At 49.7% G+C, this 15,872-nt stretch carries 17 protein-coding genes; 15 read left to right on the forward strand and 2 right to left on the reverse strand.

From position 1 onward, the window contains the following. Positions 1-84: 84 nt before the first annotated feature. The 8 genes from ACIFQM_RS15495 (at position 85) to coaD (ending at position 7,024) form a co-directional block, all read left to right on the forward strand. Positions 85-921, forward strand: a complete 837-nt coding sequence (locus ACIFQM_RS15495; RefSeq protein WP_430040336.1) for a helix-turn-helix domain-containing protein — start codon at positions 85-87, stop codon at positions 919-921. A 192-nt stretch (positions 922-1,113) separates the two neighbouring features. Continuing rightward, positions 1,114-2,931 (forward strand): APC family permease, encoded by a 1,818-nt coding sequence (locus ACIFQM_RS15500; RefSeq protein WP_430040334.1) that lies wholly within the window; start codon positions 1,114-1,116, stop codon positions 2,929-2,931. A gap of 144 nt (positions 2,932-3,075) precedes the next feature. Next, positions 3,076-4,194, forward strand: a complete 1,119-nt coding sequence (locus ACIFQM_RS15505) for an acyltransferase family protein (RefSeq protein ID WP_430040332.1) — start codon at positions 3,076-3,078, stop codon at positions 4,192-4,194. A gap of 98 nt (positions 4,195-4,292) precedes the next feature. Continuing rightward, positions 4,293-4,925: a hypothetical protein gene (locus ACIFQM_RS15510; RefSeq protein WP_430040330.1), complete on the forward strand. Its 633-nt coding sequence runs from the start codon at positions 4,293-4,295 to the stop codon at positions 4,923-4,925. After that, positions 4,918-5,433, forward strand: a complete 516-nt coding sequence (locus ACIFQM_RS15515) for an accessory gene regulator ArgB-like protein (RefSeq protein ID WP_430040328.1) — start codon at positions 4,918-4,920, stop codon at positions 5,431-5,433. Before ACIFQM_RS15510 ends, ACIFQM_RS15515 begins: the two co-directional genes overlap by 8 nt. A 5-nt stretch (positions 5,434-5,438) precedes the next feature. Next, the gene (locus ACIFQM_RS15520; protein ID WP_014281032.1) at positions 5,439-5,561 is read left to right on the forward strand and encodes a cyclic lactone autoinducer peptide; all 123 of its coding nucleotides are present in this window, start codon (positions 5,439-5,441) and stop codon (positions 5,559-5,561) included. A gap of 310 nt (positions 5,562-5,871) precedes the next feature. Continuing rightward, a complete protein-coding gene (gene rsmD, locus ACIFQM_RS15525) occupies positions 5,872-6,483 on the forward strand; it encodes a 16S rRNA (guanine(966)-N(2))-methyltransferase RsmD (RefSeq protein ID WP_430040326.1) in 612 nt (203 codons plus the stop codon). A 19-nt stretch (positions 6,484-6,502) separates the two neighbouring features. Next, complete coding sequence (gene coaD / locus ACIFQM_RS15530; protein WP_430040324.1) at positions 6,503-7,024, forward strand: pantetheine-phosphate adenylyltransferase; 522 nt, start codon at positions 6,503-6,505, stop codon at positions 7,022-7,024. On the opposite strand, the gene ACIFQM_RS15535 is transcribed toward coaD, so the two are convergent. Then, complete coding sequence (locus ACIFQM_RS15535; RefSeq protein ID WP_430040615.1) at positions 6,987-8,282, reverse strand: nucleoside recognition protein; 1,296 nt, start codon at positions 8,280-8,282, stop codon at positions 6,987-6,989. The genes coaD and ACIFQM_RS15535 overlap by 38 nt on opposite strands. A gap of 211 nt (positions 8,283-8,493) precedes the next feature. On the opposite strand from ACIFQM_RS15535, the gene ACIFQM_RS15540 reads away from it, so the two are divergent. Further along, positions 8,494-9,525, forward strand: coding sequence for a SepM family pheromone-processing serine protease (locus tag ACIFQM_RS15540; protein ID WP_430040322.1), 1,032 nt, complete (start codon positions 8,494-8,496; stop codon positions 9,523-9,525). On the opposite strand, the gene ACIFQM_RS15545 is transcribed toward ACIFQM_RS15540, so the two are convergent. Further along, on the reverse strand, positions 9,515-10,750 hold the full coding sequence (locus ACIFQM_RS15545) for a nucleotidyltransferase (RefSeq protein WP_430040613.1): 1,236 nt from the start codon (positions 10,748-10,750) through the stop codon (positions 9,515-9,517). The genes ACIFQM_RS15540 and ACIFQM_RS15545 overlap by 11 nt on opposite strands. Positions 10,751-11,106: 356 nt before the next feature. Here ACIFQM_RS15545 and ACIFQM_RS15550 point away from each other — a divergent pair, with 356 nt between their 5' ends. The 6 genes from ACIFQM_RS15550 (at position 11,107) to fabD (ending at position 15,851) form a co-directional block, all read left to right on the forward strand. Further along, positions 11,107-11,625: a YceD family protein gene (locus tag ACIFQM_RS15550; protein WP_430040320.1), complete on the forward strand. Its 519-nt coding sequence runs from the start codon at positions 11,107-11,109 to the stop codon at positions 11,623-11,625. Between the two features lie 182 nt (positions 11,626-11,807). Then, a complete protein-coding gene (rpmF, locus tag ACIFQM_RS15555) occupies positions 11,808-11,981 on the forward strand; it encodes a 50S ribosomal protein L32 (protein ID WP_007429979.1) in 174 nt (57 codons plus the stop codon). 276 nt (positions 11,982-12,257) lie between these two features. Continuing rightward, entirely contained in the window at positions 12,258-12,854 is a 597-nt protein-coding gene (fapR, locus tag ACIFQM_RS15560; RefSeq protein ID WP_025682284.1) for a transcription factor FapR, read from the forward strand. Then, a complete protein-coding gene (gene plsX, locus ACIFQM_RS15565; RefSeq protein ID WP_430040318.1) occupies positions 12,838-13,830 on the forward strand; it encodes a phosphate acyltransferase PlsX in 993 nt (330 codons plus the stop codon). The genes fapR and plsX overlap by 17 nt, the downstream gene beginning before the upstream one ends. Before the next feature lie 8 nt (positions 13,831-13,838). After that, positions 13,839-14,828, forward strand: coding sequence for a beta-ketoacyl-ACP synthase III (locus tag ACIFQM_RS15570; protein ID WP_430040316.1), 990 nt, complete (start codon positions 13,839-13,841; stop codon positions 14,826-14,828). 81 nt (positions 14,829-14,909) lie between these two features. Beyond that, complete coding sequence (fabD, locus tag ACIFQM_RS15575) at positions 14,910-15,851, forward strand: ACP S-malonyltransferase (protein ID WP_430040314.1); 942 nt, start codon at positions 14,910-14,912, stop codon at positions 15,849-15,851. Positions 15,852-15,872 lie beyond the last annotated feature (21 nt).

Below are 15,872 nucleotides of genomic sequence, written 5' to 3' on the forward strand. Positions count from 1 at the left end.
TTAAATATAATAAAATGAACATGGATATAACAATATGGATCTGCATTAAGGAATACATAACCGCGTGCGCCGGAGGTGCCTTTTATGATTTTAACTCCCCATCATTTGCGATTTTTTCTAACTACGCGTGAGCATGCTTTACCGCTTTTTATCGAAAGTATCGGATTTAACAGCAGGCAGGAGGATGTATCCCGGCCAGAGGGCTATCCCTGCTTTCACTGGATTCAGACCGTGTCCGGGGAGGGGGTATTCACGTTCAAGGGGGGCTCTTTCCGTTTGGGAGAACAGGCTGGAGTTCTGCTGCTGCCGGGTGAGTCCCATGCTTACAGCCGAGCAACGAAAGTATGGCGAACGCTGTATATTACGTTTGACGGACCGATAGCCGCTGCTGTGCTAACTGAGCTAGGGCTGAAGCATACACGCGGGTATCATTGGGACGCCCATAGTGAACTGCACAGCTTTGGAGAAAGTATGCTTCATTCTATGGTGAGTGAACGGGATTTATCAGGGCTGGACGCTTCGGCCAATATGTACCGCTTTCTAACTTTGCTGCGTAAGCATGGTCAATACAGCTCTATGCCTTCCTTGTCTCATAATGTAGAACGTTTGGAGCCAGTGCTGGCTTTTATGGAACAAAATTACGCCAGCCCGGATATCGGCCTGTCTGATATGGCGGTGATGATGAATGTCAGCGCCCGTCATTTGAATACGTTATTTAAGCAGGCATTCGGTGTAACCTCTTACGCTTATCTGATCGTCATACGTCTGCGCAAGGCTAAGGAAATGATGACTGATTTCCCGCACTTAACGGTAAAAGAGATCGCCGAGCGCGTAGGGTTCCGTGATGTCAGTCATTTTGTGGCGACTTTCCGCAAGGCCGAGGGAATTACCCCTGAAAGGTTCAAATTATTGTATTTATAAGGGTATTTAATCGAAATACTCTTTCTTACGCGGGAATGCTCTTTTTAGGAAGCATTCCTTATTGTTTTTTTTGGAATAGGGGAGTATAAAATAATAGTTCATTTGTTTCATCAATCTGTGGTTCAGGTGACATAATAACATACAATTCAAAGTTCTTCTGCACAACCCTCATCCAAAGAAGGAGTTAACGAAATGCTGAGTAAAGTCAAAAGATTACTAATCGGTCGTCCACGAAAATCGACGGCTCTTGAAGATGAGAAACTAAACAAGCTTAAGGCTCTGGCCATCCTGTCCTCAGATGCGTTGTCCTCTGTAGCTTATGGAACGGAGCAAATTCTGCTTGTTTTGATTACAGCGGGCTTCGCTGCCCTATGGTATTCCATTCCTATATCCATCGCGGTATTGGGATTGCTGGTTATTCTGATCCTGTCCTACAGACAGACTATTTTTTCCTATCCCGGTGGTGGTGGTGCCTATATCGTCGCTCAGGACAATTTGGGCAGGGCACCGAGTCTGATTGCAGGCGGATCTTTGCTGGTCGATTATATTCTAACGGTTGCAGTTAGTTCGTCGGCGGGTACAGATGCCATTACATCGGCGTTTCCATCCTTGCATGATCATCGGATCGCGATTGCACTGATCATGATCATCTTTTTGACCATTATGAACTTGCGCGGGGTTACGGAATCCGCCTCAGTGCTGGCTGCACCGATTTATTTATTCGTGGTTTCGATCTTTGTCCTGATTATTAGCGGTATCATCCATTATGTGGCAGGAGGAGCCCATGCTGCGGCACCGCAATTTGGAGCTACGGTATCCAACGTCAGTCTGTTTCTGCTGCTGAAGGCGTTCAGCTCAGGCTGCTCGGCGCTAACCGGGGTAGAGGCTGTCTCGAATGCCATTCCGAACTTCCGCAAGCCTGCTGCCAAAAATGCGGCAACTACGCTGATGATGATGGGCCTGATTCTCGGGTGTATGTTCATCGGAATCAGTCTGCTGGCTTATTGGTATGGTGTTCGTCCAAATCCGCATGAAACGGTCATTTCGCAAATTGCGAACGCCACTTTCGGGCGTGGTGTGATGTATTACATCATTCAGGGCGTGACGGCACTGATCCTGTTTTTGGCGGCGAATACAGCCTATTCGGCCTTTCCGTTGCTCGCATTTATGCTGGCTAAAGATAAATACATGCCCCATATGTTCATGGTTCGCGGAGATCGGCTTGGTTACTCGAACGGGATCCTGTTTCTGAGTATTTTCTCCGCCTTGCTGGTTATCGTATTTGGTGGCAATACAGGAAATCTGATTCCGCTTTATGCTGTAGGGGTATTTATCCCGTTCACGCTTTCTCAGCTTGGAATGATGATTCGCTGGATTCGTCTCAAGCCGTCAGGCTGGGTCCTCAAGCTTGCTATTAATACGGTTGGCATGCTGACCACGCTGTCCATTACGCTTATCTTTATTTTCACCAAGTTTAGTCAGGTGTGGATGGTGTTTATCTTCCTGCCGCTGGTACTGTATTTCTTTATGAAGATCAACGGACATTACAAAAATACGGCTGAGCAGCTGCGAATCGACATTACGAAGGATAAACCTATGGTCAAAGGCAATACGATCATTATTCCGGTAGCTGGTATTACAAGGGTCGTGATGAATACTATCAGCTATGCCAAGACCTTGTCGGACAATGTGGTTGCTGTATATGTAGGTGTGGATGATGAAGCGATTCACAAGATGGAGCAAAAATGGGAAGAGTGGGATGTAGGTATCCGCTTGGTGGTACTGAAATCCCGTTATCGCAGCATTATAAACCCCCTTCGCAAGTTCATTGATACGGTGGAGTGGAAAAAAGCGGACGAGGATCATATTACCGTCCTTATTCCACAATTCATCACGAAGCACTGGTGGGAAAATATTTTGCACAACCAGACCAGCCTGCTGATGAGAGCTTATCTGATCAATTACAAAGACGTCATCGTAACGACTGTTCCCTTTCATTTAAACAAATAAATCGCATAACAGGAACATCCTTTGACCGCATATCATTGCCGCTGGAGGGTGTTTTTTTCCATACCGACATATTTACTTTAATGATACGTTTTGTGTATTATAGATACAAAATGTATCCTAAGAGAATGGATATGGAGGGCTACGATGCCAGGAACCAAGGGTGAAACGGAACATAACAAGCTGCAATTTGTCGATACGCTGAGAGCGCTAGCAATTATGGGCGTGTTGCTTGTACATGTCAGCCAGCACGTGGACGGATTAAACGGATGGTTGCAAAAGGGTTTGAGCTTGGGAGCGAAAGGGGTCGCTTTATTTTATCTGGCCAGCGCCTTTACACTTTTTCTGTCTTTGAGCAGACGTTCGGGTGACAGAAAAGAGTGTGTCTCGGCGTATCTGGTGCGTCGTTTTTTTCGAATTGCTCCCTTGTATTACGTTATGTTAATCATCTATCTGGTGGTGAACGGGACAGGGCCCCGTTTCTGGCTTGGGGATCAGGAAGGAGTCACTGTCGCGAATATCGCAGCTCATATCTTGTTTCTGAATGGTCTGAATCCGTACTGGATCAACAGCATCATCGGTGTGGAATGGTCCATTGCGGTGGAATGTATGTTTTATCTGTGCGTGCCGTTATTATTTAAGCTGATCCGATTGATCCGGCATGCTGCCTGGTTTGTGATGGGCACGCTTTTACTGAGCTTTGGGCTGACCACGGTGTTTGCGAATGCTCCATGGATCAGTGATCACCCGTTGTGGGGGCATTATCTGTATTTATGGTTTCCGAACCAACTGCCTGTCTTTGGACTGGGTATATTGTTGTTCTTAATATGGAAAGACGAGCAGCATTGGAAGAGTGTGGACCGGTTCAGCGGTGTATTGCTGCTTGGCTCCGTGCTGTTTGCTCTTTATACAGGTATGACGGATTATCTCATCGGTGTCCTGTTGCTGCTGGGAGCCTACGCTTTGTATCATTGGCAGCCTGTGTGGCTGCTAAACCGGGGATGGTCATGGATCGGCTGCCTTAGCTACAGTATGTATTTGACCCATATGCTTGCTCTGGAGATTGTAAGCCAGATTGAGCTTGCATTTTCCCCCGTTGTTAATTTGATTCTTATGTTTGTTATGACACTGCTGTTGACCACAGGTTTATCCTGGATCACCTATTCATGGATCGAGCAACCCGGCATTCGTTGGGGGAAAAAGATCATATCACGTATGAAGTCTGTGCGCTCACAGGAAGATTCGGTCAAGGAAAGTGTTGCTTGAGCTATAGCTTCCTAAGCCACAGCCCTTTATATTCGATATACATCCAAGCTTTTTAATACACCGATGAGATTTGTTGGAATTGAAAAGGAGATGCACGTATGCTTGAGAAGCCTATCGGCTTTTTACTTTTTTCCACGCTTGAAGGAGTGGCGGTGTTTACCCTCATTCTTAGTATTTTTAAAGTTAAAATGACTCCTTATGTATGGCAAGCGATTTTTGGGAGCCTGATTATGAATCTGCAAAGTTATTTGCTGCGAGAGGAATTTTCCCTCGCTTATCTGGTGCCTGTTATTAACATGCTGCTTTTTATTTTTTTGCTCGCTACGGTGGTGAAAATTCCGATGGTGTGGTCAGGCATTATGACAGTTACCGGTTATTTTGCTTATGCGGTTATTCAGTCGGTGCTATTAAAAGCGATGTTCGGGAGCCTGCCAGTCTCTGAGCTACAGGGTGGTTCCTTGAAGGGCTATCTGCTGCAAACGATAAGTGCAGGGGTAGGACTGCTCATTTCATTTATTTTGTATCGAAAAGGCATCGGGTTTGCCGCTAATTTCAAAAAGCTTAAATTTAAAGCTGAATACGGCATTGTGATTACGCTCATTATTTTATCTCTCATATCCACCTCTATCGTGCTGTGCTACAACGAGGTATGGTTAAATATGATGTTTTTTGCACTGGTATCGGGATTCTTCATCTATTATGCGATTGGAAAGGAGTATCGGGATGATTGAAACGATGGCTTTCAAGCTTGCTAACCAGATCAAACGGACTGTGCCGGATCATCCGGCCTCCATCCCGGTGCTTAAATATGCGCTGGCTCTCATTATTAATGCTTCCATGATTATTGTGCTGACATTAGTCGCCTCGTTCGTTACCGGGCGGACGGCAGAAGCTGTGACGATTCTGGTGGCTTTTGCCTTGTTGCGTCAAATATCAGGAGGGATCCATCTAAAAACAGGGATGGCATGTGTTGTGGCGACTTCTGTAGCTTTTACAGCCATATCCTGTATCACTTTACATGCTTGGTGGACAAACCTTTTCACCGGATTATCTCTGCTTCTTGTCCTATGGTTTGCCCCGTCCAGAATTGAAAAGCAGTCTCGCATTCCATCCCGGTTTTATCCCCTCCTGCGACTGTTATCTTCCCTGCTTGTATGTACTAATTTTGTAATTGGTTCCTCTGTAGTGGCTGTTGCTTTCTTGGTCCAAAGCCTAACGTTGATTCGAGGAAGGAGGTGAAGAAAATGGTGAAAAAAATCGTATATGGTCTGGCGACCTCGTTGTCTATGTTTGCTGCATTTGCTGTATCGGTAGCGAGTTATGTGTATGTCTATCAGGGAGATACGCCCGAGGAGCTGCTTAAATAGTATAACTTTATTTCCTTATATACATAGGCTGCCAGTGAGCAGCTTCTTTTTTTGCAAAAAAAATCAGGCGCTCCAATAAGAGCGCCCGAATGGGAGAGGAGAAACCGGACGAAGAGCTTATGGGGAAACGTAAGTCTTCTCCGTGGTTGTCTACGACATTGGTTGAATGCCGATATCCTAAGGATGCCCACGATATGGTTTTTTATACCTCATCAAATCCTGCGTTTTTCAAACGGCGATCCATGTGGTACGATAACGTCATAATCTTTATATGGTTATGAACACATATAGAAAATAGGTGAGTTTCAGCGTGAGAGTGGTATCGGGTAGTGCCAAAGGAAGGCCGTTAAAGGCAGTTCCCGGCACAGGGACGCGGCCGACCACGGATAAGGTCAAGGAAGCGCTATTTAGCATGATAGGTCCTTATTTTGATGGGGGAGTCGCGCTTGATCTGTTTGCAGGCAGCGGCGGCCTGGGTATAGAGGCGCTTAGCCGGGGAATGGACAAGGCAGTCTTTATTGATATGGAATCGAAAAGTATTGATGTCATTAAAGAAAATTTGCGAAAAACCGGATTGGAAGGACAGGCTGAAGTGTTCCGCAATGATGCCGGACGAGCGCTCAAAGCGCTGGCAAAACGTGGAGCTCTTTTTGATGCTGTTTTTCTGGACCCGCCCTATCGTCTCAAGCATGGTGATGAATTGATGAGTCGTATGGCTGAACTGGACTTGCTTCGTTCTGAGGCAGTCATTGTGCTGGAGTATGAGTCGGGACATGAGTACTCGGAAAGCTTTGGACCGTTCGAACAGGTCAGAAAAGCGGTCTATGGCGAAACAACGTTATCTATCTACCGCTTTGCAGCAAAGCAACAGGACGATACAGAATATACTGAGGCCGGAACGAAAAAATCCGGCATAACCTAATCAGGCGGGGAGGACCATCATGACTGAGCACAAACCACGTATTGCGGTATATCCGGGGACCTTTGATCCCGTGACGATGGGGCATCAGGATATTATTCAAAGAGCGGCGAGGCAGTTTGATCTGCTGATTGTCGCGGTACTTAACAATATTAGTAAAAATCCACTGTTTTCTCTGGAGGAGCGAATGGAGCTGCTGCGGACGGTAACCCGCGATATTCCGAACATTGAGGTGGACAGCTTCCGTGACCTGACAGCCAATTATGTACGTGACAAAGGGGCTCAGGTTATCGTCAGAGGAATCCGGTCGGTGACAGATTTTGAATACGAACTGCAATTGGCTTCCACAAACCATAAGCTGAACCCGGATGCCGAAACGATCTTTATGATGACGAACCCGACTTATTCATATCTGAGTTCCAGTATGGTGAAGGAAATCGCCCATTTTGACGGCAAGGTCGTAGATCTGGTGGCTCCTGAGGTCGAGGATGCGCTGCGTGCCAAGGTCAACGCCAAACGCGGCGGCTCCACCATGAAGCTATAAAGGAAATGACAAGCAGTGTGAGTATAATCGCCCCCAGAAGCACAATAGACAACACGATCAGCTGCCAGGGATACCGCGACGGACTTTCCAACTGTGTCCACAGGTTGCTACTCTCTGCCATGACGAAATGCGCGGCGGGATCATAACCGCCTTCCGCGAAGGAAGAAACAGAGCTGCGGCTAACATAAGCGGGAAGTGTATTGCTTGTCATACGGCTAAGAGGCGTCCATGCGACGAGTGTAAGCACAAAGGCGATGATGGCATGAAGCACCCTGGATATGGTGAACGTGATGCCTTTGTCCGATGGTTTGGTGACGGCTGTGATTTGGAGCCAGCCGCATAGCCCTCCCCAGCCTAGTATGGCGCTGATCAGAGCCGCTTGTGTGCGGAGATCATACGGCAGGCGGCTGATTTCATAGGAGCCGAGATGGATTTCCATCCACGCGGGCCATATGAAAGAAAATGCTCCTTGGCCTGAGTACATGGATAGCAACCGAATCAGCACGGAAAAGAAAATAATGAATCCACCTGTCACCATAAGCGTCTGTACAGCATGGGATACGGTTTCGCCCAGCAGCTTTCCGAAGCTGCGGCCGTCCCGTTCTCTGGCAGAGCGTGTGGCGTCCCATGCGGACCGAATGAGAGTGGTAGAAGTACGGGAAACAGAGGTTCGCCGGAGGGCAACTGGCGTTTCCCGTTTTTGCGATTCTTTTGACGATGCAGTCAGTCTGACTGTAATCCATCCCGCCAATAGGCCGGAGATCCAGTGAACGGCGAGCAGCATGGCCCCTACAGCAGCATTATGCAGCAATCCTGTCCCGATAACGAGCAGAATGGTAATCGGATTGCAGAAATGAGCGATAGCGGTCAGTCGTCTAAGCTGGCGCTTGGTCATATCCTCCTGCTGTGCCCATTGGCGCACAGCTTCCGCAGTAGCCGGAAATCCGGCGGTCAGACCTAGGGCCAGCACCCAGCCGCTTCGCCCCGGAAGACGGAACCAGGAGCGCATGAACGGCTCCAGAAGGACGCCAAGCCCATGCACCAGACCGAAGGCTACAAGCATTTCGGACAGCATCAAAAAAGGGAGCATGGCCGGAAAAATAATGCTCCACCATAGCTTAAGCCCTTGGGCAGAGGCTTGGAACACCTCTTCCGGTGAGGCGACAACAGCCAGCACAAGCAGAATGGCCCCAAGGCCAAGCAACAGGGTTGTCCAATAGGGAGCGGAATGGGCTTCCTTTTGTAGCAAAGGTTTCACCTCTCTGGAAGTGATATGATCTAACATTTTAAAAAACGAACCTCATCGTGCATAAATATAGTAGAGTGCATCGTATGTTGTTTCTAGCGCTTGTTTGCGTTTGTAATCGCTGTCGGTAAACCATATGCTTTTTTGTGGGAATTGAGAACAGGCGGCGCAGAGCTGGTTTAGATGAGATAGGAGAAGTTAAGGCTGTGAGGGGGGAGAATCGATGAAGCGAATAAACCGGAATAGAGCTTTTTTTACAACCGGATATGTTCTGATCCTGGCCGCTATGGTCTATGTGCTCGTATATATGCCAACCCCATATCTGGTCTATGGACCAGGTGGGGCAAATGAAATCAAGCCCATGGTAACCATTCAGGAAGGCGACCGAAGCGAACGGGGGACCTTTATGATGACGACGGTATCGGCGCGTTACGCTAATGTCATTATGCTGGGTATATCGAAGCTGGATGCCAATTCGGAGATTCAGCGCAAGGAGGATCGACTGCACGGCAGGAGCGAAGACGAATATGCAGCAGAGCAGGTGTGGTATATGGGGGATTCCCAGTCTTCTGCGATGGAGGCGGCTTATACCCGGGCCGATATTCCTTATCGCATTGTGCCGGATTATGTGTACGTATTTAAGGTGCCCAGCTCAAACGGTGTGTTTCATCCCGGAGATGAAATTCTGGAGTTGAACGGGGTGAGGGTGACGGATAATCGATCCATCCGAAACGCCTTGGAAGATGAAAAGGCAGGAAGCATGGCCAAGGTGAAGCTACAACGTGATGGCAAGCTGCTGACGGTGCAAATTCCATTAATGACCATCACAGACAGCGAGACAGGCAAACCACGACCCGGTTTTGGAGTCAGCATTGCCACAGTTCAGAAAGTAGAGCCGGAGGATGAACGTAAAACGATTCATTTTACATCAACGGATGTAGGCGGACCCTCGGCTGGTTTGATGTTTACGATGGAAATCTATAATCAACTGACACCGGGTGATCTGAGCAAGGGATATCGTGTTGCCGGTACGGGTACGATTGATAAGAGCGGTAAGGTTGGAGCGATCGGCGGTGCAAAGTATAAAATTGTCGCCGCTGACCGCCAGGGTGCTGAATTGTTTTTCGTCCCAGCGGACAATTATAAGGAAGCCAAGGCCAAAGCCGAGCAAATCGGAACCAAGATGAAGCTCGTTCCGGTTCGCAAGCTAGACGATGCGTTAACTTATATGGAAAAGCTCCCGATCAAACCATGACGGGCGGCCGCAAGTAATCGGCATACATGTCACGGATGGCGGGACGTGGCATTCCGGCCGCGTGTATGGCAGCTGCGGCTGTATCCCAGTCCAGATGGGGATGCGATCCGGCTGACGGCTTGACCCATACCGGAAGGGTCGCTGTCTGCTTCATCCGGGCCAGCAGCTCGCGTCCAGCACTGTTAAAGCCGAGCACGCGGATATAGCCGGGGGCTTTCGCCAACTCGGAGGGAGTCATATCCGCCTTGGTATGATTCAGTAAAATATGAGTGAGCATACGTTGAAGCTTCGTACGCGTGTAGCGCTTTGTCTTGACGGCGGCTAGTAATGCCTCTACGGAGGGCTGGGGCAGCGTGTACAGCGATTGCCGCAGGCGATGCTCCAGCCCTTCGGTCACCTCGTGCAGCTCCGCCAGCTGCTGCGGGCTGCGCGTGATGAGGGCGTTCAGCAATGGCTGGCTGAACGCTTCCCATTGCAGCGGCGCGCGCCCGGCTTGCCATTCGCGCCGCAAAATCTCCAGCGTCGCCGCAGGCACGTACGGCGACGCGGCCTCCGGCCCGCCGTCCAGCAGCAGACGGCGGATGGCCGTGGCGCTGGCGATGACTCCGTCCGCGGGCGCCACGGCTTCGTGGTAGCCCGATCCCGTGCGGGCTACGGTGAAGGGCTTGATTGCGCTGTCCAGCCGCTCCAGCGCAATCAAGTAATGCAGCCCCAACGTATTGTTGGGCTGCTGCATGAGGGCGGCTAGCGCAGCGCCGTCCGTCCCTTCAGCCGCGAGCGCCGCTGCGGCCCCCGCGTAGGCGGCGGGATAGCTTGCGCCGCTGCTCAGGCGCTGCGCAATGCCGGCCTTGAGCTCGGCAGGCTCCGCCGCCAGCACGCGGGCCAGCGCTCGCAGCGGGGCGATGTCGCCGCTCTCGCTGCCGAAGCAGAGCGCGTCGACGACGCCAGTGGCGCGGAGCAGGGCGACCGCCCCGTGGGCGAACCATTCTGCGGGCTGGACGGCATAGGCCACAGGCAGCTCCAAAACCAGGTCCACACCCATGGCGAGTGCCATTTCGGTGCGGGACCATTTGTCCACAATCGCGGGTTCCCCCCGCTGAAGGAAGGGACCGCTCATCACAGCCACCGTACGCTGTGCGCCAGTGATGCGAAGAGACTCCTTCCAGTGATGAGTGTGACCGTTATGCAGCGGGTTGTATTCTACAATAATACCGAGGGTTTCCAAGGCTGTACGTCGGCTCCTTTCTTTTGTTACTAGTCTGGTGACTGTCCTGAAAATGATGGTTTCCATCAGCAAATGATTGTTCTTAGGGGCAGCGATGCTGCTTTTTCGCGATCGGAAATGAACAAGGCCATTGAGACCTGAAGAAAAAAGCTTTATACTCGCATTATTGTACACGAAGAGTAGCGGGGGTACGAATACGCTCAGGTACATGATCCATGCAACGTATTTTCGCTTTCGCATAAAACTTGCGGAACCATTGGAAAACCGATGGATTTGTGAGAGGTGTAAAGTGAAAGGTGTTGACAAACGACTCGATCAGTCGGTATAATAATTTTTGTTTGTTTGGAGTGATAGTGATGCAACTATTTTTTCGAAAAGTAGCAACAAGTGATGGTCCTTTTCCGATCCGTGAAGCTCTTAATGTGAGTGAATTGGTGGATGATCGTCCTGATGTTACGGCCGTTTCCCCGCTGGAGACCGATTTGGTCGCCGTTAGTCTGGGCCAAGGCTTGATGAGCGTGGAAGGCACGTTGACCGCAGGTCTGGACATGCTGTGCTCACGCTGTTTGAGTCCGATGCACGAGGATTTGAAGATTGAATTCCGTGAACGGTTTAAGCAAATCTCTTCGGTTGGCGAAGAGGAGGATGAAGTTGGCGAATTTATCGCAGTGACGGGGGATTCCTTCGACATTGCACCGTATTGTGAAGAGCTGTTTGTACTGCACGTGCCGTTTGTGCCTGTGTGCAGTGAGGATTGTCAGGGGATCGCTCCTGCGGTCGGACAAAATTGGAGCGTTGGCTCTGATGACAGTACCGATGATGATACGCAAAAGATTGATCCGCGTCTGGCAGGGCTTAAGGATTTTTTTAAATGAGAATTGAGTTCAATTCTGACAAATCATCATCCACTTGTGCGCAGGAGTTAATCGACGCATGGATGTTGCAGGCTTGATTCACCGGCTGTAAGTTAGCTGCTTCCGGCAGTTTCCTTCAGTCTTGAATGAGATAAGAAGTCACACCCGTTATACGGGGTGATCTGGTTAAGGAGGTGGGAATAATGGCAGTACCTCAACGGAGAACATCCAAAACTCGTCGCGACAAACGTCGTACTCACTTTAAACTGGCAGTACCAGGTATGGTGAAATGCTCCGAATGCGGCGAATTGAAACTTGCTCACCATGTGTGCAAAGTTTGCGGAACGTACAAAGCTAGAGAGATTATCTCTCAATAATGTCCGATAAGCGGATTCTTTGGAATTTTCGCAGGAAAAGTAGCGCTTCACTCTAGTGAGGCGCTACTTTTTTTGTCTTCGTACTTTCTTTTTGCGGCGGCATGCTATATACTGTTTTAGTACCAGGTTCTAAGAAAGAAGGGCCGAAGGGGTTCTTTATACATACAAGATGACAAATCGGCATAAAGCAATCGCCGCTAGCACGTGAAGTAACCCGAACCGTCGGTTGAGCGGTATTTTATTGCAGGGAAAGGAGGCGCCACAGATATCGAACGTTTGCCAAAGAGACAGAGACAGCAACGGCTGACTCAATTAATTGATGAGAATCCGTTCGTAACGGATCAGGAACTGACGAGACAACTTAAGGTGAGCATTCAGACGATTCGGCTGGATCGGATGGAATTGGGTATCCCGGAGCTGCGGGAGCGACTGAAGCTGATGGCTGAGCGTTCCTACGATCAGGTTCGCTCCCTGCCTTTACATGAAGTGATCGGGGATATCGTTGATCTCCAGTTGGACAGAAGCGGTATTTCCATTTTTGAAATTAAAGAAGAGCATATCTTTTCACGTACTGGCATTGCGCGGGGGCATTATGTGTTTGCCCAGGCCAATTCCTTGGCTGTTGCCGTGATTAATGATGAGATAGCGTTGACCGCTTCGGCGGATATCCGCTTTGTCCGCCCCGTTCATTTGGGAGAAAAGTGCATTGCCAAAGCATATGTACGTTCAAATCCCGAGCAAAAAGGGAAAGCCAAAGTGGAAGTGTTTGCTTACGTGGGAGAAGAAATGGTGTTCCAGGGGAACTTTGTCATTTATCGCTCCACAGAGGAAGAGTATAGCGAAGGAGGAAGTCAGCATGCGGATCGCCATTGATGCCATGGGGGGAGACAATGCCCCCATGGCGACAGTAGAGGGCGCGCTATCTGCGGCGGCGGAATGGAAGGATACAGACATTACGCTGGTTGGTGACCGGGAACGAATTGAATCGGTGCTGAACGGCAGAGTGCTGCCCGCGAATCTCAGCATTCGCCATACATCTGAAACGATAGATGCGCAGGACGAGCCTGTGAAGGCAGTACGACGTAAAAAGGATGCCTCGATGGTCGTAGCTGGCCGAATGGTCAAAGAAGGCGAAGCGGATGCCATGATATCGGCAGGTAATACAGGTGCGCTGATGACGACAGGGCTGCTGGTGGTCGGGAGAATGGAAGGCATCGAGCGTCCTGCTCTCGCACCGATGATTCCGACGATTGACGATCAGGGTGTGCTGGCGTTGGACTTGGGAGCTAATATGGACGCCAAGCCTGAACATCTTGCCCAATATGCCCTGATGGGTAGCTTGTACCGCCAAAAGGTTCATGGTGTGGCTTCCCCCAGAGTGGGTTTGCTGAATGTTGGGACGGAAGCAGGGAAGGGCAATGAATTGACGAAACTGGCTTTCCCTCTGATTGAGCAGTTGCCTGTTAATTTTGTAGGTAATGTAGAGTCCAGAGACGTACTGACCGGAAATTGCGATGTGCTGGTGTGTGACGGATTCGCCGGAAACATCATGCTGAAATCGCTGGAAGGTACGGCGGGTGCGATATTTTCTCTCTTAAAGGAGCAGTTTAGTAAATCTTTAAAGACCAAGCTGGCAGCGGCCCTGATTATGCGTGAGCTTCGCGGTTTGAAAGATAAGCTGGACTACAAAGAGCATGGCGGCGCTCCATTACTGGGGCTGAGCGGACTCGTCTTGAAGGGTCACGGTTCATCTGACGGCATTGCCGTCAAAAACGCGGTAAGACAGGCCCGTACGGCCTTGCAAAACCAGTTGGTGGAAAGTATATCCAAGGAAATCAGCAGGAAGTGAGTGACGATATGAATAATTTGCGGCCGGTTGGTGTTATCGGAACAGGGAAATACGTACCTGAGAAAATATTAACGAACAAAGATTTGGAAGCAATTGTGGAAACAAGTGACGAATGGATTGTCAGTCGTACAGGAATTCAGGAGCGCCACATTGCGGCTCCAGAGCAGGCCACATCCGATCTGGCTTATGAAGCAGCGATTAAGGCATTGGCATCCGCAGGTATGACCGCACAGGATTTGGATCTGATCATTGTGGCTACGGTTACGCCGGACATGGCGTTTCCTTCGACTGCCTGCATTCTTCAGGACAAGCTCGGAGCCAAAGGCGCAGCGGCTTTTGATTTGTCTGCGGCATGCTCAGGGTTTGTATATGGGCTGGCAACTGCGACGAGCTTTATTAAGACGGGCATTTATAATAATGCGTTAATCATTGGGGCAGACTGTCTTTCCCGGATCACGGATTATACAGACCGCAATACTTGTGTTCTTTTCGGAGACGGTGCAGGGGCGGTAGTAATTGGTGAAGTACCTGAGGGTAGAGGATTCCAATCCTTTGATCTCGGTGCCGAAGGAGCAGGAGGCGGATTGCTTAAGCTGGAAGCTGGCGGTTCACGTTTGCCTGCGAGTGCGGATACCGTAGAAAACAAGCAACACTATATTTACATGAACGGACGCGAAGTGTTCAAGTTCGCGGTACGTGTTATGGGGACAGCAACCGTCGATGTGCTGGCAAAAGCAGGGCTTTCCAAGGATGATATTGATGTGTTTGTTCCGCATCAAGCCAATATTCGTATTATTCAATCGGCGATGCAGCGTTTGGATCTACCGGAAGAAAAGGTTGTCATAAATGTTCATAAATATGCGAATACATCAGCTGCATCCATTCCTCTTGCGCTTGTAGAAGCAGCCGAGGAAGGCCGTATGAAGGAAGGCGACCGAGTATTAATGGTGGGCTTCGGTGGTGGTTTGACTTGGGGCGCGTCGGTTCTTGTCTGGTAAGAAAGCGGCGGGTTTGATACAATATTGAATTTGTCTGGTACTTTACAGGACAAGCATTGGATACAGAGAGGTGCATACACGATGGGCAAAACGGCATTTATATTTCCCGGTCAGGGTTCACAAGCTGTAGGTATGGCTAAAGATGCTTATGAAGCGGTTCCAGCAGCTAGAGAAGTGTTCCGCCAAGCGGACGAACGGTTGGGTTTCGCGCTAAGCTCACTGATTTTTGAAGGTCCAGATACAGCCTTGAAGCAAACATCCAATACGCAGCCTGCGCTGTTGACGGCGAGCATTGCATTGTATGAAGCGTTCAAGGAAAAGGGCATTCGCCCTGATTACGTGGCTGGACACAGTCTTGGAGAATACAGCGCGCTCGTTGCTTCCGGCGTACTTGCATTTGAAGATGCAGTTGAGATCGTTCGTACTCGTGGCGAGTTCATGGAGCAAGCCATTCCTTCTGGACAAGGCGGGATGGCTGCTGTACTGGGAGCCGACCGTGAAGCGTTGGCTACACTATGCCGTGATATTACGGAATCCGGTCAACTGGTCGAATTGGCGAACATCAACTGCCCGGGGCAGATTGTCGTATCCGGTGCGAAGGAGGGCGTAGCCGCTGTCGCTGAACGCGTGAAGGAAGCGGGTGGCAAGCGTGCTATTACTTTGGAGGTCAGTGGTCCTTTTCATTCTTCGCTAATGAAGGAAGCAGCGATTAAGTTGTCCGGCAAGCTGGAAGACGTAGCTTTTTCCAAAGCTCAGGTTCCGGTTGTAGCCAATGTCACAGCGAAACCTGTGTGTGAGGGTGGAGAAATTCGCCAGCTACTGGTCGAGCAGGTCTATTCCCCAGTATTGTGGGAAGACAGTGTAGCATGGCTGTTGGAGCAGGGAGTTGACACTTTTGTCGAGTTTGGACCGGGCAGTGTTTTGACAGGACTGGTTAAAAAGATCGACAAAACGGTTAAGCTGTATAATATAAGCAGCCTGGAATCGCTTGTTTCGGTAACGGAAGCCTTGGAGGCCCGTTAAAAGTAGCAATTATCGCCTTAA

Origin of the sequence: Paenibacillus sp. NRS-1782 (genome assembly GCF_050467685.1) — a bacterium.
In the GTDB taxonomy this organism is placed as follows: Bacteria; Bacillota; Bacilli; order Paenibacillales; family Paenibacillaceae; genus Paenibacillus; species Paenibacillus terrae_A.